This window comes from Pseudothermotoga elfii DSM 9442 = NBRC 107921 (assembly GCF_000504085.1).
Classification (GTDB): Bacteria; Thermotogota; Thermotogae; order Thermotogales; family DSM-5069; genus Pseudothermotoga_B; species Pseudothermotoga_B elfii.
Genome location: NC_022792.1, coordinates 664,034 through 687,673, shown reverse-complemented (window position 1 = coordinate 687,673; position 23,640 = coordinate 664,034). Strand labels below are relative to the sequence as shown.

The 23,640-nt window shown below is 37.4% G+C and carries 26 protein-coding genes; 19 read left to right on the top strand and 7 right to left on the bottom strand.

Features of this window, described 5'->3' with window-relative positions; translation table 11 throughout:
• Positions 1-2: 2 nt before the first annotated feature.
• From acpP to TEL01S_RS03350, 7 genes are all read right to left on the bottom strand, one after another.
• Positions 3-290, bottom strand: a complete 288-nt coding sequence (gene acpP / locus TEL01S_RS03380) for an acyl carrier protein (RefSeq protein WP_012002728.1) — start codon at positions 288-290, stop codon at positions 3-5.
• A gap of 73 nt (positions 291-363) precedes the next feature.
• Positions 364-1,752, bottom strand: a complete 1,389-nt coding sequence (locus tag TEL01S_RS03375) for an ADP-ribosylglycohydrolase family protein (protein ID WP_012002727.1) — start codon at positions 1,750-1,752, stop codon at positions 364-366.
• Positions 1,749-2,648 carry an ABC transporter permease gene (locus TEL01S_RS03370; protein ID WP_012002726.1) on the bottom strand — a complete coding sequence of 300 codons (900 nt, stop codon included), beginning with the start codon at positions 2,646-2,648 and terminating at the stop codon, positions 1,749-1,751. Before TEL01S_RS03370 ends, TEL01S_RS03375 begins: the two co-directional genes overlap by 4 nt.
• Entirely contained in the window at positions 2,645-3,697 is a 1,053-nt protein-coding gene (locus TEL01S_RS03365; protein WP_012002725.1) for an ABC transporter permease, read from the bottom strand. The genes TEL01S_RS03370 and TEL01S_RS03365 overlap by 4 nt, the downstream gene beginning before the upstream one ends.
• Positions 3,694-5,205 (bottom strand): ABC transporter ATP-binding protein, encoded by a 1,512-nt coding sequence (locus tag TEL01S_RS03360; RefSeq protein ID WP_012002724.1) that lies wholly within the window; start codon positions 5,203-5,205, stop codon positions 3,694-3,696. Before TEL01S_RS03360 ends, TEL01S_RS03365 begins: the two co-directional genes overlap by 4 nt.
• A gap of 14 nt (positions 5,206-5,219) precedes the next feature.
• On the bottom strand, positions 5,220-6,209 hold the full coding sequence (locus tag TEL01S_RS03355; protein ID WP_012002723.1) for a BMP family lipoprotein: 990 nt from the start codon (positions 6,207-6,209) through the stop codon (positions 5,220-5,222).
• A gap of 17 nt (positions 6,210-6,226) precedes the next feature.
• Positions 6,227-6,991 carry an energy-coupling factor transporter transmembrane component T family protein gene (locus TEL01S_RS03350; RefSeq protein ID WP_012002722.1) on the bottom strand — a complete coding sequence of 255 codons (765 nt, stop codon included), beginning with the start codon at positions 6,989-6,991 and terminating at the stop codon, positions 6,227-6,229.
• A gap of 67 nt (positions 6,992-7,058) precedes the next feature.
• Here TEL01S_RS03350 and TEL01S_RS03345 point away from each other — a divergent pair, with 67 nt between their 5' ends.
• The 19 genes from TEL01S_RS03345 (at position 7,059) to ispG (ending at position 23,640) form a co-directional block, all read left to right on the top strand.
• Positions 7,059-7,325, top strand: a complete 267-nt coding sequence (locus TEL01S_RS03345; RefSeq protein WP_012002721.1) for a flagellar biosynthesis anti-sigma factor FlgM — start codon at positions 7,059-7,061, stop codon at positions 7,323-7,325.
• A gap of 3 nt (positions 7,326-7,328) precedes the next feature.
• Positions 7,329-7,790 carry a flagellar export chaperone FlgN gene (gene flgN, locus TEL01S_RS03340; protein ID WP_012002720.1) on the top strand — a complete coding sequence of 154 codons (462 nt, stop codon included), beginning with the start codon at positions 7,329-7,331 and terminating at the stop codon, positions 7,788-7,790.
• An 83-nt stretch (positions 7,791-7,873) separates the two neighbouring features.
• Complete coding sequence (gene flgK / locus TEL01S_RS03335) at positions 7,874-10,468, top strand: flagellar hook-associated protein FlgK (RefSeq protein WP_028843345.1); 2,595 nt, start codon at positions 7,874-7,876, stop codon at positions 10,466-10,468.
• A 5-nt stretch (positions 10,469-10,473) separates the two neighbouring features.
• Positions 10,474-11,364, top strand: coding sequence for a flagellar hook-associated protein FlgL (flgL, locus tag TEL01S_RS03330; RefSeq protein ID WP_012002718.1), 891 nt, complete (start codon positions 10,474-10,476; stop codon positions 11,362-11,364).
• A 27-nt stretch (positions 11,365-11,391) separates the two neighbouring features.
• Entirely contained in the window at positions 11,392-11,862 is a 471-nt protein-coding gene (gene fliW, locus TEL01S_RS03325; protein ID WP_012002717.1) for a flagellar assembly protein FliW, read from the top strand.
• 7 nt (positions 11,863-11,869) lie between these two features.
• On the top strand, positions 11,870-12,094 hold the full coding sequence (csrA, locus tag TEL01S_RS03320; RefSeq protein WP_407636301.1) for a carbon storage regulator CsrA: 225 nt from the start codon (positions 11,870-11,872) through the stop codon (positions 12,092-12,094).
• A complete protein-coding gene (gene gatC, locus TEL01S_RS03315; RefSeq protein ID WP_012002715.1) occupies positions 12,078-12,368 on the top strand; it encodes an Asp-tRNA(Asn)/Glu-tRNA(Gln) amidotransferase subunit GatC in 291 nt (96 codons plus the stop codon). Before csrA ends, gatC begins: the two co-directional genes overlap by 17 nt.
• A complete protein-coding gene (locus tag TEL01S_RS03310) occupies positions 12,365-12,688 on the top strand; it encodes a YraN family protein (RefSeq protein WP_012002714.1) in 324 nt (107 codons plus the stop codon). Before gatC ends, TEL01S_RS03310 begins: the two co-directional genes overlap by 4 nt.
• 15 nt (positions 12,689-12,703) lie before the next feature.
• A complete protein-coding gene (smpB, locus tag TEL01S_RS03305) occupies positions 12,704-13,150 on the top strand; it encodes an SsrA-binding protein SmpB (protein ID WP_012002713.1) in 447 nt (148 codons plus the stop codon).
• Positions 13,140-14,024, top strand: coding sequence for an RluA family pseudouridine synthase (locus TEL01S_RS03300; protein WP_028843347.1), 885 nt, complete (start codon positions 13,140-13,142; stop codon positions 14,022-14,024). The genes smpB and TEL01S_RS03300 overlap by 11 nt, the downstream gene beginning before the upstream one ends.
• Positions 14,021-15,280 (top strand): hypothetical protein, encoded by a 1,260-nt coding sequence (locus tag TEL01S_RS03295; protein WP_028843348.1) that lies wholly within the window; start codon positions 14,021-14,023, stop codon positions 15,278-15,280. Before TEL01S_RS03300 ends, TEL01S_RS03295 begins: the two co-directional genes overlap by 4 nt.
• Positions 15,249-16,535, top strand: a complete 1,287-nt coding sequence (locus TEL01S_RS03290) for a DUF5693 family protein (RefSeq protein ID WP_028843349.1) — start codon at positions 15,249-15,251, stop codon at positions 16,533-16,535. Before TEL01S_RS03295 ends, TEL01S_RS03290 begins: the two co-directional genes overlap by 32 nt.
• Positions 16,532-17,482, top strand: a complete 951-nt coding sequence (locus TEL01S_RS03285) for a hypothetical protein (RefSeq protein ID WP_028843350.1) — start codon at positions 16,532-16,534, stop codon at positions 17,480-17,482. The genes TEL01S_RS03290 and TEL01S_RS03285 overlap by 4 nt, the downstream gene beginning before the upstream one ends.
• Positions 17,479-18,468 carry a tRNA preQ1(34) S-adenosylmethionine ribosyltransferase-isomerase QueA gene (queA, locus tag TEL01S_RS03280; RefSeq protein ID WP_028843351.1) on the top strand — a complete coding sequence of 330 codons (990 nt, stop codon included), beginning with the start codon at positions 17,479-17,481 and terminating at the stop codon, positions 18,466-18,468. The genes TEL01S_RS03285 and queA overlap by 4 nt, the downstream gene beginning before the upstream one ends.
• Before the next feature lie 16 nt (positions 18,469-18,484).
• Positions 18,485-19,441 carry an RNA polymerase factor sigma-54 gene (locus tag TEL01S_RS03275; RefSeq protein ID WP_028843352.1) on the top strand — a complete coding sequence of 319 codons (957 nt, stop codon included), beginning with the start codon at positions 18,485-18,487 and terminating at the stop codon, positions 19,439-19,441.
• Complete coding sequence (locus TEL01S_RS03270; RefSeq protein ID WP_028843353.1) at positions 19,438-20,070, top strand: thiamine diphosphokinase; 633 nt, start codon at positions 19,438-19,440, stop codon at positions 20,068-20,070. The genes TEL01S_RS03275 and TEL01S_RS03270 overlap by 4 nt, the downstream gene beginning before the upstream one ends.
• Positions 20,049-21,128 (top strand): 1-deoxy-D-xylulose-5-phosphate reductoisomerase, encoded by a 1,080-nt coding sequence (locus TEL01S_RS03265; protein WP_028843354.1) that lies wholly within the window; start codon positions 20,049-20,051, stop codon positions 21,126-21,128. Before TEL01S_RS03270 ends, TEL01S_RS03265 begins: the two co-directional genes overlap by 22 nt.
• Entirely contained in the window at positions 21,119-22,606 is a 1,488-nt protein-coding gene (locus TEL01S_RS03260) for a M50 family metallopeptidase (RefSeq protein WP_012002704.1), read from the top strand. The genes TEL01S_RS03265 and TEL01S_RS03260 overlap by 10 nt, the downstream gene beginning before the upstream one ends.
• Positions 22,603-23,640, top strand: a complete 1,038-nt coding sequence (gene ispG / locus TEL01S_RS03255) for a flavodoxin-dependent (E)-4-hydroxy-3-methylbut-2-enyl-diphosphate synthase (RefSeq protein WP_028843355.1) — start codon at positions 22,603-22,605, stop codon at positions 23,638-23,640. The genes TEL01S_RS03260 and ispG overlap by 4 nt, the downstream gene beginning before the upstream one ends.

Sequence of the window (23,640 nt, the reverse complement as noted above, 5' to 3'; positions counted from 1 at the left end):
TTTTATTCTTCCTCAGCCTCTTCTTCCTCTTCTTTTTCTTCTTCTTCGAATTTTATTTTGCTGCTCAAATTTTTAATAATGTCCTGAACAGTTTTTATTTTTTCTAATTCTTCATCAGCTATCGTGATACCAAATTCGTCTTCTATTGCCATGGCGAGATCCACCAGATCAAGAGAATCTGCATCCAGGTCTTCCACCAGATCGGCATCATTGGTAACTTCATCAATATCAAGCCCCAGTTTCTCAGCAACCAGTTCTCTGATCCGTTCTACAAGTTCTTCCCTGTTCATGTGTTTCCCTCCTAATAAATTTAAGTCGAATAATTATAAACCATCGCATCAACAAATTGTCAAGTCTTTTCCGCTAACAAATACCTATTTTCTTTTTCACCTTTTCCGAAATTGCCAACGTTGCTTCCGCAAGCATAGTAATCTCCGTCCTTTTCCAGCCATCGATATAAGTCCTTAAGGTATTCTCCAGGGGATCTGTCCACTTTTTTGGTATCATGTTAGCACCATTCAAAACCCCAAGAACAGTGCCAGCTTCGCCAGCATTACAGTCAACATCGTATCCCAAAGCAGAAATTATATACATAGTTCTATCAAAATCTCCTTCGCCATACCAGAGGGCAGCTATCACGCAGCATAAATTCGGATAAACATGTATCCAATTGTATTTGACGAAGCGGTTTTCGATCATATTTCTCACATCACGCCAGGATTTTGAATTCTTACACCATTGAACTACACTGCGAAGTACTTCCTCAAATTCACTTTTTCTTGGGACATATTCCAAAGAAAGTTCTATCAAACGATGAATATCGTCCGTTGTAAATGCAAGAGATGTCAAAACAGCACTGTGAATACCCCCATATAAACCATTGCCTGCATGAGAAATACAAGAATCAATATAGGCTAAATAAGCAGCCTTTTCTGGCAAACCTGGCATTAACAAACCATGAACCATACAGCGCATTTGCGCACCTATCCATTCTTGAAAAGGATTATTGAAGATGCCAGACTCCGGTGGGAAAATACCCATTTTGAGATTTTCAAGAGCAATATATTCTGCGCTCCAGCCGAAAGGTATCATTTCTATCCATTTTGTTGCAATCTTTTTCGATGTCAATTCTCCATCTTCATTTGCGGCCATCAGAAAGGCTATTTCATATGTTATATCATCATTTAATGTATTCACATCGCCAACATAATAACCAAGCCCTTCGCCAAAAGTTGTTTCCAAACTTGAACCAGAATATCCTTCAAATTTTGTTCCCATAGATGAACCCGCAATTTGTCCTATCCATCCACCAAGAATTTTATCGTAAATATCCCCTCTGAGAGCCCAGCTCTGTTTTGGAAAATTGCACGATATGTCTTCCCATCTTTCAGGTCTTGAATAACAATGGTAATTATGGTCACTTATAATGGGAGCATTTCTCAGTGATTCGAAAATCAAACTTGTAACAGCTCTCAATTCACTAATTTTGTCATTCTTATAGAGCTCCAATCCTATCTTGAATAAATCTTCCGCTTTTTCAACATTTCTGCCCATATTTTCTACAGATTGTATAGCACCGGCGATCAAACATTCTGGAGCGCCTGATCCAGGTACCTTACTTTGCCAGAACATTTTTACGACTTGTTCAGGAAAAATCCACAGATCAGCAGAATCTTCCCACGAACCCTGCGTAATTTCTTCAGACGGTCGGGCGTTTTTCCGTAAAAAAGCCTCGTATTCCCATGCCTTCAAAATCCTTCACCTCTAATCTTTTTCTTAGCATATGTGTAAAGAACGAACAGTGTAGCAAGATATGGAATCATGGACGTGAATTGCGGTGCTATGTCATAATTCTGCATTATCAAACCAAGGCTTTCAAAAAAGCCAAAAATGAGAGATAACAGCAGTATTGATAATGGCCTGCCCTTAACAAGTATGATTATTGCCAGAGATATCCATCCCCTCCCATTAGACATGTTTTCGCTGAAAAGTGTGACATATCCGAGGGAAAGATAAACTCCTGCAAGTGCTGATAACAACCCACATAGGATTGTACTTATCAATTTCATTCTCGCTGGATTTATCCCAGCAGACTTTACGGTTTCTGAATCTTCTCCGGTTGCTCTAAGTCTCATACCAAATTTACTTTCAAATATTAAAAATTCAAAAATTATGGCCAGAGCAAATGAGACGTACAAAATAAAAGGGTGCCCAGAAAATATTTCGCCCAGAGACCCAAGATTTTCAAAGCCAGGTATGCTCAATTTTGGTAAAGAAATGATTTTAGGTGAAATCAATGCTCCTTTAACGTTAAACGTACTTCTCAATGCATAAGTAGTCCAGCCCAGAGCAAGCATGTTAAGTCCGATGCCTGTTACAAACTCGTCCGCACGGAGGTAGACAGCGATCATGGCAAATAAAAGAGCCATAACAATTCCACTTAATAAGGCGAAGACAATTCCAATAAACCAGCTTCCAAAAAAATAGCTGCCATATACCGCAAAAAATGCCCCCATCAACATCATGCCTTCCATTGCTATATTGAATACATTGGCATAATATGTAAACATTCCTCCAAGTGCTGCAAGCATAATAGGTGTTGCACTGCTCAGTGTAGCTCTCAAAATATGAAATATCAAATCGCTCATTTCCCGGTCACGACCTTTTTCAATTTGATTAACGAGTTTATTTTTTGACCATAGTATTCTATCGCACTTCTTACACTAACTACAGAAAGTACTATTACTGCTTCTAAAAACATTACGAATTCAGAGGGAACAGATGTTTCAAATTCCATACCAATTGCTCCATTTTTGAGAGCACCAAAGAAAATCCCGTAGAAAAAAGTTTCCAAAACACTGTTGTTGGCAATTATAGCAAGCATCACACCATCCCAGCCAAAATTTGCACCTATACCTTTCATAAATCTGTGTTGTGTTCCGCCCAGGATAAGCAAAGCTCCCGCCAGACCAGAGAGAAAACCAGTGTAAAGCAAAACGAGAGTGGCGTTTTCTTCTGTGCGGCAACCACCAACCCTGGCGAAATTTGGATTGTGCCCCATCATTCTGAATTCATAACCCAATTTTGTTTTTCCAATAAACCAGTAAGAAATCATAGCAACAAATGTCGCCACGAGGAAAGACAGGTTTATTCCCCAAACGTCTGGCATAAAATACGTTTTTTTAATCATTGCTGTAGCCGGCACATAGGCTTTTTTGTCCAAAAATGGATAAGTGACCAGATAAACTGTAAGATACTCGCTTATGAAATTCAACATCAGGGTTGTTATAAATTCATCCATTTTATAATATTTCTTAAAAAGAGCGGAAATACCTGCCCAAAGTGCCCCCGCAAGAGATCCAAGGATTACCAGCACCGGTACTCCGATCCAGCCCGGTAAATCAAGATAAACCCCAAGTATGGCTGTTGTTACCGCGCCTACCAATAATTGCCCGTGTTGCCCAAGATTTACAACATTCGACGAAAATGCAATTGCTGCTGATATTCCTGTGAGAATTAAGGGGGTTGCTGTGTTCAATGTGGATGATAAAGAAAACCAAGATCCGGTAGAATATTGATACAGTGCCTTAAACACGCTGGCTGGGGAAGTGTTTTGAATAGCAATGAATATCGCGCTGATTAAAAAAGCGGCAAAAATGGAAAATAGTGATATACCTATCCTCTTTAATTTCCTCAATTCACTACCCCCAGCATGTAATTTCCAATGGTTTGTAAATCAATAGTTTTCTCGTCAAGAGATGCCACGATTTTTCCCTGTCTCATTACATATACTCTATCTGATAATTGCATGAGTTCTTCAAGATCTGCGGAAATTAGAAGCACGGCTTTGCCAGCATCTCTCATTTTGATAATAAGATTTCTTATATATTCAGCCGAGGCTACGTCTAAACCACGCGTTGGTTGATCAAGCACAATTAAATTGTATCCGAGCGACAATTCTCTCCCAACAACTATTTTCTGCTGATTGCCGCCCGAAAGTGTAGATGGAGATTCGTCCAAATTCCTGTAAACAACCTCGAATTCGTGCGCGACTTTTTTACTAAATTCCTGAGCCTTTTTCCAGTTTATCGATAAGATTCCCTTTTGAAATTCTTTTTTTAAATGATGTGTCATCAGCAAATTTTCAAGAATAGTCGCTTTAAGAGCCAGTCCTGTAAATTTCCTGTCCTGCGGGACATAACTCATCAATTTTCTTCTCTCTCTAATAGTCATATTTGTAACATCAATACCGTCTATTGTTATCTTTCCCGTGCTTGGTTTTAAGGAACCAATTAAAGTTTGAACTAACTCAAATTGTCCATTTCCTTCTATACCTGCTATCCCTACAATTTCTCCAGATTTGACAGTGATGTTCACGTTTCTCAGAACATATCTATCTGATCTTCTTGATTTCAGCGAAAGATCTTCAATAGACAAAACAACTCTTCCCGGTTCAATTCGAGATTTTTCAAGTTGAAAAACAATTGATTTTCCAACCATCATTTTTGCGAGATCTTCCGGATTGATACCCTTATTCTCAAGTGTTGCTATTTTTTTGCCTTTCCTCATTACCGTGATTCTGTCCGATATTCTTAAAACTTCTTCCAATTTGTGACTTATAAATATTACCGTTTTTCCCTGATCGCGAAGTTCAAAAATTTCTTCGAAGAGCTCCTCACTTTCTTGTGGTGTCAGGACAGCTGTAGGTTCATCTAATATCAGGGTCTCGGCTTCCCTGTAAAGTTGTTTTACTATCTCTATTTTCTGCTGTGCAGCAACTGATAGTTGCGATGTTACTGCTTCAATATCTATTTTGAATCCATATTTATCAACAATTTTTTGTACACGCTGTTTGGCATGTTTTCGGTCTATAAAACCAGCTAATGTCATTTCCTGGCCAAGAATGACATTTTCATACACTTTGAAAGATTGAATCAGCATGAATTCTTGATGAACCATACCTATACCAAGTTCTCTTGCTTTTAAAGGATTGGATATTTGTACTTTTTGCCCGTTGATCTTTATCATACCCGCAGAAGGTTTAATCATTCCATAAAGGATTTTCATCAAAGTCGATTTACCCGCACCATTTTCACCAACAATAGAATGGATCTCTCCTCTCTCAAAAGAGAGATCCACTCCACTTAGAGCAACCACATCTGGAGGATAGACTTTGTATATCCCTACCATTTCTATATAAGGCAACTTCAAAATCCTCCTCAGGGCCTATATGGTTCTATCTTTATCTCTCCAGAAGCAACTTTGTTCTGAATATCGATAACTCTGTCGATCACTGCCTGTGGCAAAATCTTCCGAGTATACTCGTCTATTGCCAGCCCAACAGCTCCCTCTTTTACGCCGAGGCTGTATATCTTCCCTTTTTCAAAAGAATTATTAACAATCATATCATAGATCATGAGAATCGACTTTCCGACTTCTTTTAGATCACTTGTTATCACATGACCGGGTGCTAACGGATTCTGATTAGAATCAACCCCTATTGCATACTTTCCTACTTCCTGAGCCGCTTGCAAAACGCCAAAACCTGTTAGGGCAGCGATTTGAAAAATTACATCTGCTCCCTGTGCATAAAGTTGCAGAGCAGCCTGTTTTCCCTTGGAAGGATCATCCCAGGTACCCACATAAATTACCTTCACCTGAATTTCCGGATCAATATACCTTGCACCCATTTCGTATCCATAAACAAACGATCTGATGACTATGTCATCATCTCCTCCAACAGCGCCAATGATTTTTTGAGGATTAATGCCCGCTAACTCTGTCATGTTCGTGGTTATCGCAGCTACAACACCAGCGAGAAATGCTCCTTCTTCTTCTCTATAATCTACACTTGATATAACCCCTTTTTCATCCTGAACAACAGTATCAATATTGACCCATATCTTATCAGGGAATTTCATGGCTATTTCTTTCAGCTCTTCTTCAAAACCGTAGGATATAACAAATATTACATCAGCCCACTGTGCTGCTGTCATCAAGCTCGGATAATATAAAGAAGGATCAAAGTTGCACTCGACAACTCTCGTTTGAACGCCGTACCTTTCCTCAAGTTCTTTGATACCCGCATAGCCAGAATCGTAAAAAGATTGATCACCCAGTGAGCCATTAATCACATATGCCACTTTTTTTGGTGCAGCTAAAGTAAGCACGGATATTAACAATATTGCAGCAAAAATAACTCTTTTCACGAAATTCACCTCCAGTTTTATTTTATCAATAATTTGGATAAAACCGCTGGCAAGATTAGCAAGACAACAGACAAGACTATAACGACTACATCTGGAAGATTTATTTCACTTTTATAATAACTCGTGGTGTTATCATACATACCATATCTTCTACTTTCCATAGCTATTGCAACCTGTTCTGCACGCCTTATAGTTGAAATCACAAGAGGTATCATTATGGATATAACAGTTTGCAAGCCTTTGAAAATTCCCCTCGACATCTTTGAGCCTCTTATCATCTGAGCTGTTCTTATTCTATTAATTTCTTTAAGAAGTACCGGAATAAATTGCATAACAAGCACTAATGTCATCGATATATCTCTCGATAAAGATCTTCTGACTCGTATCAAAATCAATCCTTTTTCAACTGAACGAGCAAGCTCAACAGGTCGGGTTGTGCGAATAAAAATTGATGACAGTAGTACAATGATGATTATTCTTAAAACTGTTTCAATTGCATTAAATAAATTGTGCAGATTAACCCCACTGGTAAACTGTAATAAAAAAATTATCAGGATCAAAAACCAGAGTTTTTTTACATCTTCAAAATACAAAGAAATCCGGATTTTTGAACCAAGCATAAAAATCACCAACAGAGTTCCAGGTATGATATAATACAGCCAGTTAGAGATCAAAAATGTCTCTATGATAAGAAAAATGACGAAAAATATTTTCGAAACGGGGTTTAACTTGTGAACAAAAGAGCTTAATGCAATGTATTTTCCAAAATTTATTTCAGACATTGTCAATTACCTCCAGATTAAAGAAATTTCTCTTTTGGACGATTATACACTTCAGGAGGGGTTTTGAGTGCAGGAAATAAACAGAATTGGTGGTCCTCTCCAGCCACAGAAGGCAGAGAACGTTGAGAAAGTTGAGAAAAAAGCAAAAATAAAGCAATCTGCTCCTGGTGAGAGTATAGATATCAGTTTGAATATTGCAGAAATGATAAAAACAGCCAAGGAATCACCAGAAATTAGAGAGCAGCTCGTAAATGAGATCAAAAAAGCTGTTGAGCAAAACATATACAATATAGACGTGAACAGAATAGCCAGACATTTACTCAGAGAGATGTAACAAATGGAAGAGCTGGTTAGAATCCTCTCAAATGAGGAAGTTGTGCTTTTGGAAATTTCCAAAAGCCTTTATCAGCACGAGAAATCCATGTTATCTAAAAATCTGAATGAAATGAGCAGTACCACTGTTACGCTGGAACAGTTGATCTGCTCTTTTGAAAAGCTTGAAGATGAAAGAAAAGAATGTTTTGAATCTTTGAAGAGAAATTTGAATTATCCTCAGGAAATTTCATTTTACAAATTTGCCAAACAAACCGGTGGAACTATTCTTGAAATGGTTTTTAAAATCGTAAAATTATTCAACGAGATTTCAGTACAGATGGATAGATTGAAAACACTGTCTAAATTTCAGCTTGATTATATAGATATGCTGATTTCGACATTCAGCAATCCTGTTCAATCAACATACAATGGTGATGCATCGCTGAGAAAAAGCTCTTCACACAGATTCGAAGCTCAAAGCTAATCTCCTCTTTGGCCTTGCCGATAATATTCTTAGGAAACAATCCTTAATATAGAGAAAGATCAATTGATTGAGGAGGGGATCTTCTGGCAAATTTAAGCCTTTTTGGTTCTTTAAACACAGCGTTACTCGGTGTTTACACACATAAACTGGCTATGAATGTCGTGGCTCATAATATAGCGAATTCCAGTACTGATGGTTATTCAAGGCAGAGGCCTGTTATTCAAACAACATCACCAATCCCTTTAGCAACCTTAACTCAACCATCTATTCCTTTGATGCTTGGAACAGGTTCTCAGGTTACAGATGTTCAGAGAGTCAGAGATTTATTTCTCGATATTCAGTATCGACAAACTTCAAACAGGTATAGTTATTTCGATACAATTTACTCTAACCTTCATTACATTGAGCAGCTTTTTTCAGAACCTGGAGATTCTGGAATAAGGAGTTTATACGATTCCTTTCTCTCCGCTGCGGAAGAAATCATAACAGATCCAACAAATGTTGCAGCAAAAAGAGAGTTTATATCACGTGCAGAAGAGCTTGTCACAAATATTAAAGATCTTTATACCCGCCTTCAACAACTTAGAGAAGATATCAATCAGGAGATTTATCAAACAACAGATGATATAAACTCAATGGTAGAAAGGCTCGCGCAGATAAATGAACAAATCAGAATATCGGTAGCTTTTGGGACGACACCAAATGATTTACTTGATGAGCGAGACAGAATACTCGATGAGCTTTCACAATACGCAAATATCTCATATTACGAGACTTCTGACGGGCAGACAATATTGATGTTCGGTGATCAGGTAGTGCTATCTGGCTCGGTTCAAACAGAAATCAGAGCTGAGCAAAGACCCTATGCAAAAGGTTTTTTTGAATTGTTTGCTGGGAATTCAAAAATAACGGTTTCTGACGGAAAACTTAAGGCATTGTTTGATCTGAGAGATGGCGGCATCGTCAAATACATGAATTACCTCGACGAATTCGCTCTTTCATTGACAGATAAACTGAATCTGATTCACAGGGAAGGATTTGACTCATCAGGTAAAATTACTGGCCTGAATTTGTTTAACCCCATTGTGTCTTCCTATGGGAATGATGATCCCGCTTTATACAGAATCTTAGGAAGCAGAAAGATTTCATCCGGACCTTTATATTATGCTACAGGTTTGAGTGGGTATACCAGTGAATCACAGTTACAAAATCTCACTTTTACTTCAGATGGATCTCTGGTTCTGTTTGACGGATCTAACAGCACTAATATTTCTATCAGCAGCGGAAGCAACGTGAGCGATTTAATTACACAATTATCGACTACTTGGCTGACGCTGAATACAGGGCAGCACAGCCCTGACGGCGTAAACTCTTTTTACAGGCTGTATTTTGAAAGTTCAGAAAATCTCAGAAACACACTTGTAATAGATGAAAACGGCGGTGTTCTCAGCAAATTGGGATTTTCAACAAAGCAACTTGAATTACTATCTTTTTCAGATCTTTCAAATGTTCAAAGTGGATCATACACGATCAATTTTGAAGAAACGCTCTCTGATGGTACAAAAATCACAGAGACACTGAACATAGCAGTTGATTCTTCAACAACCCTGAATGATATAGCAAATCAGGTAAACAGCCAGCTATCAAATGTACATGCCCTGATAGTAAATGACACCCTTTTAATAATTCCTAATGGGCAAATGGAGTTTGACCCGGACAGATTAAGTATCGTCGATGACGGAGGCTTTTTTGTTCAGGCTGGTGCTGATTATAAAACATACACTGTACTTGATCCTTCAGAAACTCTGGAAAATATAGCTTTTTCGATGACTAATTTTGATGCGACAAACGGTTTTGACATAATTATAAACAATACAAAAATTCATATTGATCCAACCAGAGATACTCTCGAAGACCTCGTAACAAAGATAAATTCAGCAAATACCGGTGTTACGGCTGATCTGACCCCTCACAGTGCTTTTGTCCTCAGAGCTGGAGAAAGTTACGGATTTGATCTCATGTCATTTACAATCGAAGGTCCTCAGGGGTTATTTGAAATGCTTGGGCTTATAGATACAAACTCAGACCCAGTAAATTTTGATGCGGACTGGTCTGTTTCTTATACTTTAATATCAAGAAACGAGGACTTTGATTCTGCCAGAAACAGGCTTTCTTTGAGTGAATTTCTGACCGTTGATAAACGTCAGAGTTATGAACCTTATTTCTTTGTAGACCAATGGAATGTGTCAAATGCTTTACTTTTAAACGCGGAATCTCTCGCTGTAGATATAGGCAAAACATTGTGGAACATCACATGGAACGCAACAGATTTTCTGCCAACAGGAGAGAGCAACGTTGAAATAGTAAATCTCATATCTTCTTCAAGATATGAGACGTTGCTTTCAGACGGCAAAGAAAGCTTTTATGAATTTATGAGTGGTATTGTTGCTGAACTCGGAGTTGAATCAGAAAGCGCCTCAAAAATGAAAGATAATACCGAACTCTTGCGAAGCGAGATTGATCAAGCAAGAGAGAGTGTAAAGGGTGTTTCCTTAGATGAGGAAATGACTAACATGATACAATATCAGCATGCATTTAATGCTTCAGCTCGGGTTATAACAACTATCGATGAAATGATAGGAAGGGTTATAGATAAGCTGGGTGTCGTAGGGAGGTAGTAAAAATGAGAATTACCAATAAAATGATTGGTGAGAGAGTTCTTACCAACATCCAAAAAAATATAAACAGTATTGCCAAATTCCACGATCAACTTTCATCTGGTTTGAAAGTCAGATATCCGAGCGACGATGCTGTAACTGCAACAAGAACATCCAACTTAAAGAGCAGACTCCGTGAATTAGAGCAATACGAGAGAAATATAGATCACGCGGAAAATATTCTGAATTCTTACGATACATCACTGCAAGAAATCAGTAGCATTTATCAGAGATTGAGAGAACTTATTACTCAGGGTGCCAATGGAATTTTAACCGATGAACAACGAAAAGCGATATCCCAGGAAGTTAAACAAATAAAAGAGCAGCTTATACAAATTGCAAACACGCAGATAGGAACAGATTATATATTTGCTGGTTATGCAAGCAACAAGCCGCCTGTTGATCAAGATGGAAATATTGTTTTGAATCCTGACTCGGCAAAATCCCGCTTTGTTAATGCGCTCGGATATAGAGTTGAATATGGACTTTCTGCAAAAGATGTGTTCCAAACTGATAGTGGAATGAGTGTTTTCCAGCTTATCGATATAACAATAAACGCTCTTGAATCTAATGATCAGGAAACTCTCGGTGGAATCTCGTTGATGAGTATGGATTATCTCGAAGATACAGTATCGAAAGGGTTAGCAAAAATTGGGGCTGATCAGAGAATGGTTGAGATGATCTCCACACGAATAGAAGACTTAAATACATTCATGACCGAATACATTTCCAAGGAAACAGACGCAGATATAACAGAGGTGTTGACAAAACTTTCAACGCACCAGGCTGCTTTAACAGCTGCTTTAAAGTCAGCAGCAAATGTTTTAACAAGTACACTCGTGGATTTTATAGAATAGAAAGAAAAGATAAGAGGTGGACAGATAATGATTTACAAGACAAAGCTGGGTGAAATTGATATACGCGACGAAGATATTTTGTATTTTAATGAAGGTATTCCCGGCTTTACGCATCTGCGAAAATTTGCGTTAATCCCCATCCAGAATCAACCAATTCAGTGGCTTACATCTATCGAAGATCCATTTGTTGCTTTACCTGTGGTGGATCCCTGGCTTGTTTGCATTGACTATTCTCTCACTCTTACTGACGAAGATATCCAAGATCTTGACATTAAGGATAAGAATGACGTGGGTATCTTATCGATATTAACAATACCAAAAGGATGTCCCGAAAAAACAACAATCAATCTGCTGGCTCCCATTGTTATAAACTTGAAAAACCGAAAGGCAAAACAGATCATTCAAGAAAACAGCTCTTATTCTGTGAAACACCTTGTAAAAGATGAAATAGAGAGAAGTCAGAGTCTACTCAAAAAGAGCAAAACAGGGAGTGAATAGTTTGCTGGTGATCTCAAGAAAATCTGGAGAAAGTTTTATGATAGGTGATAGCATAGAAGTAAAAATCTTGAGGATAGAGGGAAGCGAAGTTAAGATAGGTATATCTGCACCGTCTCATGTTAAAATATATAGAGCAGAGATATACCAAAAGATAGTAAAAGAAAACAAGATGGCTGTTCAGGCTGATATTGTGGATCTGAGTGAGGTGATTTTTCTTGATAGAAATAAATGAGAGTCTAATAGAACACTTAGAACAATTAGCGCGTTTGAAATTAACAGCAGATCAGAGAAAATTGATTGAAAAAGATATGAGGGAAATTCTTGGATATATGGAACTACTGGATGAGGTGAATGTGGAAAGCACCGAGCCCATGTACACTCCTGTTGAAAGATTTGTAGAACTGAGGGAAGATTTTGTGAGAGATTTCGATTGCGTTGATTTAATAAAATCCGCTTTTCCAAAGGAACGTTCCGGCCAAATAGTTGTCCCTGGTATTCACATTTGAACTGGAAAGAAGCAGAAGAAAAGGCTTCCAGATACCTTAGACACAAGGGTTTTAAAATACTTGCCAGAAATTATAGAACCAGGTTTGGCGAAATTGATATAATAGCGAGGTACAGAGGGTACCTCGTTTTTGTTGAAGTAAAAAGTGGGAACAGTTTCTTTTTACCAAGAACCAGGGTAGATTTGCAGAAAATACGGCACATACAGTTAGCTGCCAATGATTACATTATGAATACGAAAGACAGCTTTAAAGGTTACAGGATAGATGTAATTGAAGTAACAGAAAAAGGCATAGAACACTTTGAAGATATTCAGATATGATTGAGGTGGTATCTTGTGCAAATAGTAGCTACGAACAAAAAGATCCGTGATTATGAGATTCTGGAAACTTACGAAGCAGGTATAGAATTGAAGGGAACAGAGGTAAAATCTCTGAGAGAGAGAAACGTTTCGTTTAAAGACGCTTTCTGTCGAGTGAGAGACAACGAGATATATATGCTGAACCTCCATATAAGTCCCTATAAGTTTGCAAATCGATTTAATCATGATCCTGAAAGACCAAGAAAGTTACTGCTCCATAAAAGAGAAATTAAAAGATTGATAGGAAAATTGACAACCACAGGGTTGACTCTTATACCAACGAAAATATATTTCAACGACCACGGATTGGCAAAAGTAGAAATAGCACTGGTCAGAGGAAAGAAACGATATGACAAACGCGAAGAAATTAAGAGAAAGGAGATAAACAGGAAAATTAAAACTTACTTGAAGTATGGAGAATAAAATTGTTGAACTGTCTATTAACGAAGAGAATTCATACAGAAGACTCGACAAATTTTTAAGAAATGAACTGAAAGCAGTTCCATTATCGGAAATTTATAAACTTCTGAGAACTGGCTGTGTACAGGTCAACGGGAAGACTGTGCGCAAACCATACACAGAGCTTTATGTGGGAGATAAAGTTACTATAAAGGCAGATTTAGCCATTTATCGACAAAAAAAAGATCTGCCTTCAATTCCACTTAAACTCGATATTCTCTATGAAGATGATAATCTTTTGATTCTGAACAAAAAAGCTGGTATAACGATTCATCCATCTGAAAAAACCAGATCAACTACTCTTATCCAGGGGCTTCATTTCTACGGAGCAAAAAAGGGATTTAAACCACACTTGGTTCACAGATTGGACAGGGATACTTCAGGAGCACTGGTTATAGCAAAAAATGTAAAAACGGCAAGAACGTTGAGCCACATGTTTAGAAATAGATTGGTCAAAAAAGAATACATTACCTTAGTTTCAGGAAAAATTTTCGGAGATGGATTCATAGACAAACCCCTTGATGGTTCAGAAGCGCTGACAGAATACAAAGTTCTCGAAAACTTCAGGGATACTTCTTTATTGAGAGTAATCCTTCACACCGGAAGGACTCACCAGATAAGAAAACACTTTGCGTTAATAGGAAATCCAGTTGTTGGCGATATCCTTTACGGAGATAAAAAAGTAAATGAGTTATTCAAAAAAAAGCATAACCTGAGAAGACAATTCCTCCACTGTATTCGTATAAGTTTTACAAATCCTTCTGAACCTGGTGTTATATCCATTAAAGCACCCTTACCGGATGATCTTGAGCGTGTGATTAAGGGGCTAAAAAAATGAGAATCTTTCTCATCTGTGCATTGTTAACAACCATATGTTTTTCACAAACGTTACTTCTGAACACCTATGATAGTAGTGGCTATCTTTTTACCGATGATTTCAAAATGACATTCAAAGCAGAGATTCCAAAAAATTTGAAATATAGAGGAGTCGTTAAGGAATTTTATATTCCTCCTCGAATAGATGTCGAGTATATCCCCTTACCAAAAACAAAATTTTTTATTACTGACTCTGGTCTGACATTAGGAACGTCTTCAACAGATGTGATTGTTCCAGAAGAGGTATTTGAAAAACTTATTGAACTTTTTTCATCGAGTCAATCTATTTCTATAATCATAGACAGCTACCCTATCGAAGTATATGCAGATTACTTTATCTTATTAGAAGAAATCGATCAAAAAAGATTGAACGAGTTTCTACCACATTTTGTGAAATATGACCCCTTTATGGTCTCCAAACCAGGTAAATATCCAATAAATGTGTCTAAAAGTCAGATTGATTACGTGTTGACAAAATATCCCGGGTTCGGTGGAGCTATAATACCAGTTTTCACCAGCACGCCAATGCAAAAGATCGATTGGATTATTAATGGAGTACACGTAGACAGCCCATGTGCTGTATTTTCAACAGGATCTCACACAATAGAGGCAAATTTTCAAAACACACACCATGTTTTCGAAGTTAAAATCGACGAACAAGAGTGGCAAGAAAATGTGAGAACTGCTGAACTCGGCTCATATCTCCCCAAAGGATATATATCTCTGAGTGGGTTTCATATGCAGAAATTTGATTTTCCTGGAACAGTAACATTTGTAAAGATTGAACCCTGCAAAATAGAGCTTTTAAAAACCACTGTTTTGGACACTACACCTCCACAAATAAGTAATTCAATCACTGAGAGAGGATCAAATTTGTTTGAAATAAACATTAAAACAATTGATAAAAGTAGCTACAATGTACAGGTTTATATAGATGATCAAAAGATAGAACTTACCAAAGGGTTAATAAGTCTTAGTGAGGGAAAACACGTGTTAATTGTGATGGCACGTGATAATTTTGGAAATAGGTCTTATGCTGTTGAGAATATCTTCAATAAAAAATTGCCTCCAGAGGGAATAATAGCAGAGAAAAATGAGTTTGTAACCGAAATTGGAGGTTTTTGGTTTTCTTCGCCATATCTAAAATGGTGGATCGGCAAAGGTAACTCGGTAAAGGTGAGAGTAAATGGGGAAAGCTATTCAATTGAGGCGCGTTAGCGGAACTGTGTTTATAATAGTTTCATTTTTTTATCTTGCTTATTTTACCCCAATGAGAATTAAAAGCGATCTATGTGGGATTAAATATTCACTTGGTTATACCCTGGATGAAAAAAGAATCACAACGGAAACTGGCGAGATAATTTGGATTGTTGAACCAGGGGAGATTCTTCAACCTTTCATGAAATATGTAATTTTCAAAGGCGATTTTTCCACATTTGATCCTGCTGACTATACAGTCATGGCGGACGAATACGGCACGAACATAGGTATTCTTGAGTTCAATGAAAGTACACCATTCGCAAAACAAGTTGTGCAAGATAGATTAAAAAAAGAAGCCGTCTTCCGTGTTCATACTGTAAGAGAAGAAGAAGTTGAGAAACTCAGGATGAATGAGTCTATGGTTTACTACAGATTGAGAAGGGCTATTCTTGAAAGAAGTATAGATTTTATTTGGGTGCAACCAGTAAAAAATATCAATATGAATTATGTACTGAAAAAGATTGAAAGCGAATTCGGTAGACCGTCGCCATTACCCATTCCTCAAAACAATTTTGCAAATCTTCAGTTCATACCTTTTTTAGCTATTTTATTTGCAATAGGTTCTTTCAACATAGTACTGGCTGTAATACCATTATTTGTAGTTTTTTTTAGCTTTCCGCTGGCAGTCTCAACAGCTTCAATAATTGCCACAGTTGCAATTTACTTTAGCGCCAAAAAAAAGGAGCTTCTGCCATTACTTTATCTCATCATTGGTATTTTAACTTACGCAGCCCTTTCAGATTTTTTGCATATAAATGATATTCTTCAATACAGAGGGGTAAAAATATCTCTGATAGCCTTACCAAGCTTGCTAATCGTTAAAACATTCATCAAAGAGTGGAAATGGCTCAAAAAATACTTTCCTTTTCTTTTAATTGTTGTTGCAACAGCAGGATTATATTATATTTCCCGATCAGGGAATGTGTCCTTTGTATCTGAATTCGAACGAAAACTCAGAGATAGTATTGAAGGATTACTCTGGATTAGACCAAGATTCAAAGAAATAGTTGGCTATCCAGCATATTTTATGTCTTTAAGATTGAAAAAGTTCAAATGGAATTTCATTCTTGAAATCATAGGAGCAATCGCACTTCTATCTACTTTTAATACCTTTTGCCACATTAAATCACCTATGGTAGTTTCGCTTTACAGATCCATGTTTTCTATATTAGTTGGTTATTTGACTTACTGGATTGTAGGGAGAACAAAATGAAGTTGAACATTTATGATCCAGATTATCTCCTGAGATTAGAAAAATTACAAATCAGAAGAAAAAAAATTCTGAAATCACTTTCCTTAGAGGATTGGGATTTTAATATATTAAAGGTATTTCAATCCAATTTGATCGGTCCTTTAAAAACCATTATAAGAATCGAAAATCTTTTCTCTATGCAAAAAGCAGTAAAAAGGCTTCTTCACGGGAAAAAACCACTTATTATGAGACTTGAAGAATTTTCTAAAGACTTCTCATTGCCGCCTATTGCCGCTCTTGAATGGTTATTTTGGGTAAAACCTTCCCTTTACCCTCCACCAAGTACAGAAATGATCGATATGACCGGAGAAAACGATATAGAAACATTTGTTTTGAAATGCCGGCAGTTACTGAAAAAATCAGGACTTGAAAATTTTGTTGAATTGCAAGCTGCTCTTATGAAAGCTGAAAACAGTAATATAGACTGGTTAGTCAATGAAATCAACCAATTAACGATTTATAATCTCGGTGATGTTGAAACATTTAAACAACTTTATTTAGATCTCAGTTACATTGAAAGATCATCTGTAATCGAAAAATTAAGATGTCATCCATACATCGAAGCAATTCTAACTCGTAGAATTGTTTGCCCAATGATTCTGGATGGCAGTAACATTGTTATGTACAGACAGAGGATATTCGATATCGATTTCATTCTCGAAAGAATTTCTCAGAACAAAGAATTCTACTATCCATTTTTGATAGTTTTTGACAAAAATATATTGTATTTTCCAGGGTTCACAGACTCTCCCTGGTACCACAGCCCTTCAATCATCCTGCATTCCCCAGCAGATGAACTGATAATAAAATTATCAATGCAGAAAAAGGCAATTGTTATCAGCAGTGATAGATTTTCAGAATGGAATCCAGGTATTTTGAGAATAGATCCAAGGAGGTTTTTTGAATGAAAGTTTCTGACTTCGATTACATTTTACCGAATGAATTGATAGCTCAGAACCCTGTCGAACCACGTGATACCTCGCGTTTGATGATTTTGAATAGGAAAAGTAGGAATATAGAACATAGGATATTTCGAGATATAGTCGAGTATCTGAATCCTAAGGACTTGCTGGTACTCAACAACACACGTGTTATCCCAGCAAGGCTTTTCGCAAAAAAAGCCAATTCAACAATTGAAGTACTTCTGGTTGAGAAAATTGGAACGAATTTGTGGAATTGCATGGTTAAACCTGGAAAAAAGGTGAAACCTGGAGATATTCTGAATTTTGAAACTTTCACTGCTGAGTGTTTATCAAAAGCTGATCAGGGAATGAGAACTTTGAAATTTGAAACCACTGATGAAGATCTTTTTAAGCTCGGTGAAGCTCCTCTACCTCCATATGTTCACTCAAAGATACCAATAGAAAGATATCAAACAATTTATGCGAAAATAAATGGTGCAATTGCTTCTCCAACAGCTGGACTTCACTTTACAGAAGAACTTTTGAGAAAAATTAAGTCAATTGGTGTGACAGTTACAGAGATAACTTTACATGTCGGAATTGGTACTTTTAGACCGGTGAAGACCCAATTTGTTCAGGATCATAAAATGCATCCAGAACGATATCAAATTAGCCAGGACACTGTTAAGTTAGTAGAAAAAACTAAACGGTCTGGTGGCCGCGTCATAGCAACTGGGACAACTGTGGTTCGAGCACTGGAAGAATATGGAATAAATGGCAAGCTTGAAGGAGAAACCAGGCTCTTCATATACCCACCGTTCAACTTCAAAATTGTAGATGCAATGATAACAAATTTCCATCTTCCCAAATCAACTCTACTGATGCTTGTTGCAGCTTTTGCTGGATATGATTTCATTATGGAGGCATACAGAGAAGCCATCGAGAAGCGTTATCGTTTCTATTCTTTTGGCGATGCCATGTTTATAACATAAAAAAGCAGGTGAATTTATGGAAAACAGGCTGCGGATAGAAACAACTGCATTTTATAACAAAAACGCTTTCTTCAAAATAATAGAGCTACCATTTTCAGCGCTTGTTGAGTATTTGCAAAACAGTTTCTCGGGTGTAAGTCTCGATGTACAAATTCCAGAAAAAAACGAGTCATTTGTTGAAACAGTTGTTGATTATGAAAAGTCACTCCCAGAAGAGATCATGGAAAATATCATCTTTGCAAATCTTGACGATGAAACAGAAAAAGTTGCAGAGTATATTGCTTACAATCTTGACAATAAAGGTAAAATGCTTGTTTCAGTACAGGAGATATGTGAGAAATTTGGCGTTTCTGAACAGATCGTGAAAAGAGCAATTGATGCTATAAGAGAATCTGGTCCTGAGGGAATTCTGGATGGAAAAGTTGCAGGATATGGAGATGCCTCGATATATGTGGAACCAGATATAATAATTACTGAAGATTTAAATGTATCTGTAAGAAGTTTTGAGATGAAAGTACCTCGCAATGCTACTAAAACCCAGCTTAAGATTATCTCTTTTCTGAATGAAGCTTTAAATCGCAGGAAAGAGTTGCTACTGTTTCTTGGAAAGACGTTGCTTAAAGAAAATGCGCTATTCATACTTGGAAAATCCACCTATCCGAAAAAAACTAAGATGACTGATATTGCCAATACCATGAATATAAGTATTTCGACGGTTTCAAAAGCAATCTCCGGAAAATACGTCAAAACACCCTCCAGAATCTTTGAACTTAAAACTTTTTTTGGCAGGCATGTAGCCGGTGATTATCTCACAGCCGAGATTGCAAAGATCATTCTTGAAAAAGGCAAGTCAATAACTGACAGAGAAATAACTATTATCCTGAACTCTCAAGGTATCGAAGTAAGTCGAAGAACTGTGAACAATTATAGAAGAAGGGCTGCAGAGATTTTAGAAAGGAATGGTAAATTTTGAAGGCGTTTGTATTTCTCAATGGTAGATATCTTTGGAAAGATTATCCCAAAATAGAAAAAAATGCCTTGATCATTGCTGTCGATGGAGGAGCAAATTATCTTTTTCGCCTTGGAATAGTTCCGGATATTTTCGTTGGAGATGGAGATTCTGTTCAAAAAGAAGTACTTGATGGTTTGTCAAAAAAAGGGGTGAGCATATTTCTTTATCCGGAAGATAAAGATGAAATAGACGCTGAATTAGCTATAAAAAAAGCTTTAGAATTCGGGGCAAATGAGATTATTATACATGGATGGCGTGGAGAAAGACTTGACATGATGCTGGCTCTGATATCTATTATGAGCAAGCAGAACAATGTTAAGATAGTTGCAAAAGATCACGAATTGGAAATGGGCGTGGTATGTGATGAGCTTGTGCTCGAATCAAAAGCTGGCGAGAAATGGTCTATCCTGCCGGTGTGTGGCAACGCCAAATGCGTGACTTTGAGCGGCTTCAAATATGAAATCAATTGCGTTGATATGCCTTGCGAAAAGCCGTTCGGCATCAGCAACATTGCGAAAAAAAACAGAGTAAAAATTTCTGTCAAAGAAGGAAAGGTGGTTTATTTCAGATGGATAATAGAACCATCGTGATACTGGGAATAACTGGTTCAATAGGTATACAGACTGTTGAAGTAATCCAATCATTAGGTAATTTTCACATTCTGGGTGGAACATATCACAAAAATAAGGATCTGGCTGATGCCATATCACAGAAACACAATCTGAGCAACTTAATATCAACCTCCCGGGGATATGATTTAGCTATCGAAATGCTCGAAAAGCTGAGACCGGATATTACCCTTGTAGCTATACCAGGTTTTTCGAGTCTTATTCTGGCCTTAAAAGCCATAGAAGTATCGAAAAGAGTGCTCCTTGCAAGTAAAGAAGCTCTTGTTTGTGGCGGCTGGCTTATAAAAGAAAAACTGAAAAATTGTGAAACCAATCTAATTCCTGTCGATAGCGAACACACAGCATTGATGCAGATATATGAAGAACCATTTGAAGAAGTTATCATAACCTCTTCTGGAGGAGCTTTGAGAGATTGGGAACTGCACAACCTTCACAACGCAAAACCCAAAGATGTGTTGAAGCATCCTGTATGGAAAATGGGGGAAAGAATAACTGTTGACTCCGCCACGATGGTCAACAAGGCGTTTGAAGTTTTTGAGGCTTCCGAGTATTTCAACATACCAATATCGAAAATACGCGTACTTATACATAAAGAAGGCATAGTACATGCAGGCATACTTCTTTGCGACAGTACCATCAAGTTACATCTCGGCTTTGCCGATATGAAAGTTCCCATAGCTTACGCACTTACATATCCGGAGAGAAAGTATAAAAAACCTTCATGGCCTGATCTTGTGAATACAAACCTGTCGTTTGAAAATGTTGACGAAACAAGATATCCAGCTTTTAAATTATTGTATGAAATCTCCGAAAATTATGCAAAAAGAACTGCATACAACGCAAGTGATGAAATTGCTGTTCAGAACTTTCTTAAAGAAAAGATAAAATTCACGGATATACCGAAGGTTATTGAAAAGGTTGTAGAATCGACTAATGGACAGGTAAGGGATTTAAAAGATCTTATTCAAATAGATAAAGAAAGCAGAAAAAAAGCTTTAGAGGTGATCAGATGTTTGTGATATATTTTCTCCTTATTCTTGTTGGGATCATAACTGTACATGAACTGGGACATTTTATTTTTGCAAAAATATTTGGTGTTGATGTACTTGAATTTGCAATTGGTTTTGGACCAAAATTGTATGAAAAAAAAGGCAAGAAAACCGCCTTCAGAATTAATCTTTTTCCGATAGGTGGATATGTGAGGTTGGCCGGAGAAGATCCAATGGAAGAAACCCAGGAAGGAATTGTTGGGCTTTACAGCAAATCAGCCTGGCAGAGACTTTTAATCTTTTTTTCAGGGCCTCTTTTTTCAATTCTCGCTGGATACGCTCTTTTCGTAATTATTGTTGGATTCTGGGGCATACCTTCTGTAACTGTTGCTCTTGTGGAAGCAAATTCCCCTGCCTATGAAGCCGGATTAATGGCTGACGACATCATACTTTCAGTGAATGGAAAAAGAGTCTATGATACCTATACAGTCAGCCAAATTATCAGACAGGGAAAACAATTACAAATACAAGTGCTGAGAAATGGTAAAAAAATCACACTATCCGCAAAACCGAAACTATTTGATGAGTCCCATTTTCTTATTTTAAGTGATACAACTGGTAAACCTGGAGAAATCATTAAAGCTATATCAGGAAAGCCATTTGAAATGAGTAATTTTGCCGCTCTTTTAAATCAGTATATCGTGATAGATTTCGACACAACTCAATTGAAGGGACTGTTAAAACAATATCAATACGACGCTCAGAGGTATGCTCTGGGTTTTTATTTTGCAAGTGTCTCAAATATCTTTCAGAAGGCCATAGGACCTTTTCAGGAAGGCGACCAGCTTGTTTCCATAGAGGACATCAAGATTCAGAGTAGCGTGGATCTCTCCAGAATTTATCAGACGATAATTACCGGAGATGGTGGCATTTATTTAGAGATCGAAGGGAAAAAAATAGCCTGGGTACACGAAGGGTTTCCTGAGCAATTGAATGTAGAAATTCTGAGAGATGGAAAGCAAATTTTTCTCAATGTGTCGAGAGATTTGATTAAGCAAATTATGGAGAGTGCCGGGGTTTTCAAGCCATATGCTTCAAATATAAAACCCAGCAATTTCTTTGAAGCGGTTTCACTTGCAGTAGACAGGTGCAATAACCTTTTATTTTTGATGTATAAAACTCTTATCGGTGTTTTTCGCGGGCAGGAACAGAATGGCGTGGTTGGCCCGGTGGGTTTGGTAAGCCTTGTAGGAGAGGCAGTAAAAGTTGGATTAGAACAGGTTCTAACATTGATCGCCTTTATAACAATGAACATCGGTATCGTAAATCTTTTACCATTGCCTGCTCTTGATGGCGGAAGAATTGTATTTTCGCTCATTGAAATTGTGTCTCGCAGGAGAGTAGACCCAAAAATTGAAGGCATCATACATTTTGTGGGTTTCGTCATACTTATAATTTTGATGCTTTCTATAACCTTCTCGGACATTGGAAGGTTGATTGGCAGATGAGCAAAACACTAAAAATAGCAAATATTTTTCTGGGCGGTAATAATCCAGTAGTGATTCAATCTATGACAAATACAAAAACACAGGAAGTAGAGAAAACAATCAGACAGATCAATGATTTAATGTCTGCCGGCTGTGAAATGGTTAGAGTTTCAGTACCAGACCTGGAGAGTGCTCAATCAATAAAATTGATAAAACAAAAAGTGAGAATTCCAATCATAGCCGATATTCACTTCGATCATAAGCTTGCTATAGAAGCCATCAAAAGTGGTGCTGATAAAATCAGGATTAATCCCGGGAATATCGGTCCAGAGTGGAAAATCAGAGAACTTGCAAAAGTGGCCAAAGATTATGGAGTAGCGATTCGCGTTGGTTCTAACAGTGGGTCTCTAAGAAAAGATTACGAGCAAAAGCATGATCGAGCAACTGCTCTGGCTGAATCTGCTTTGAAAGAAGTTTCAATTTTGGAGAAAGAAGGATTCTATAACATCGTTATTTCTGCGAAAAGCAGTGATGTTATTGAAACAATCAAAGCAAATGAATACATATCACAAAAAGTAGATTATCCGATACACCTTGGTGTGACTGAAGCAGGTACTCACATAACTTCTACTGTGAAATCTTCAATCGCTATAGGTTATCTACTTTTAAAAGGCATAGGAGATACAATCAGAGTTTCTATATCTGGTGACCCTGTCGAAGAAGTCATAATAGCCAGAAAAATTCTTATGTCGCTCCATTTGAGAAAAGAAGGCCAAGTTATCGCCTGCCCAACATGTTCAAGATGTGAGATAAATGTGGAGCAGATAGCAAAAACAATCGAAGCACTTGTTGAAAAAAATAACCTTACTGTCGCGGTTATGGGATGTGTGGTCAATGGAATCGGTGAAGGAGGCCACGCGGACATTGGTGTGGCAGGGACAAAGAATGGAGCAGTTTTATTCATGAAAGGCAAGATTGTAAAAACAATACCGAAAGAAAAGATTGTAGAAGTCCTGACAGAGCTGATAGTGAACAGAACCGATAAATTAGAGTAA

What these genes read in the sequence shown, in the direction of transcription:
- acpP (WP_012002728.1), bottom strand. Translation starts at nt 290, where the DNA reads ATGAACAGGGAAGAACTTGTAGAACGGATCAGAGAACTGGTTGCTGAG.
- TEL01S_RS03370 (WP_012002726.1), bottom strand. Translation starts at nt 2,648, where the DNA reads ATGAGCGATTTGATATTTCATATTTTGAGAGCTACACTGAGCAGTGCA.
- TEL01S_RS03350 (WP_012002722.1), bottom strand. Translation starts at nt 6,991, where the DNA reads ATGTCTGAAATAAATTTTGGAAAATACATTGCATTAAGCTCTTTTGTT.
- flgN (WP_012002720.1), top strand. Translation starts at nt 7,329, where the DNA reads ATGGAAGAGCTGGTTAGAATCCTCTCAAATGAGGAAGTTGTGCTTTTG.
- flgL (WP_012002718.1), top strand. Translation starts at nt 10,474, where the DNA reads ATGAGAATTACCAATAAAATGATTGGTGAGAGAGTTCTTACCAACATC.
- fliW (WP_012002717.1), top strand. Translation starts at nt 11,392, where the DNA reads ATGATTTACAAGACAAAGCTGGGTGAAATTGATATACGCGACGAAGAT.
- TEL01S_RS03300 (WP_028843347.1), top strand. Translation starts at nt 13,140, where the DNA reads ATGGAGAATAAAATTGTTGAACTGTCTATTAACGAAGAGAATTCATAC.
- TEL01S_RS03295 (WP_028843348.1), top strand. Translation starts at nt 14,021, where the DNA reads ATGAGAATCTTTCTCATCTGTGCATTGTTAACAACCATATGTTTTTCA.
- TEL01S_RS03290 (WP_028843349.1), top strand. Translation starts at nt 15,249, where the DNA reads ATGGGGAAAGCTATTCAATTGAGGCGCGTTAGCGGAACTGTGTTTATA.
- TEL01S_RS03285 (WP_028843350.1), top strand. Translation starts at nt 16,532, where the DNA reads ATGAAGTTGAACATTTATGATCCAGATTATCTCCTGAGATTAGAAAAA.
- queA (WP_028843351.1), top strand. Translation starts at nt 17,479, where the DNA reads ATGAAAGTTTCTGACTTCGATTACATTTTACCGAATGAATTGATAGCT.
- TEL01S_RS03275 (WP_028843352.1), top strand. Translation starts at nt 18,485, where the DNA reads ATGGAAAACAGGCTGCGGATAGAAACAACTGCATTTTATAACAAAAAC.
- TEL01S_RS03265 (WP_028843354.1), top strand. Translation starts at nt 20,049, where the DNA reads ATGGATAATAGAACCATCGTGATACTGGGAATAACTGGTTCAATAGGT.
- TEL01S_RS03260 (WP_012002704.1), top strand. Translation starts at nt 21,119, where the DNA reads ATGTTTGTGATATATTTTCTCCTTATTCTTGTTGGGATCATAACTGTA.
- ispG (WP_028843355.1), top strand. Translation starts at nt 22,603, where the DNA reads ATGAGCAAAACACTAAAAATAGCAAATATTTTTCTGGGCGGTAATAAT.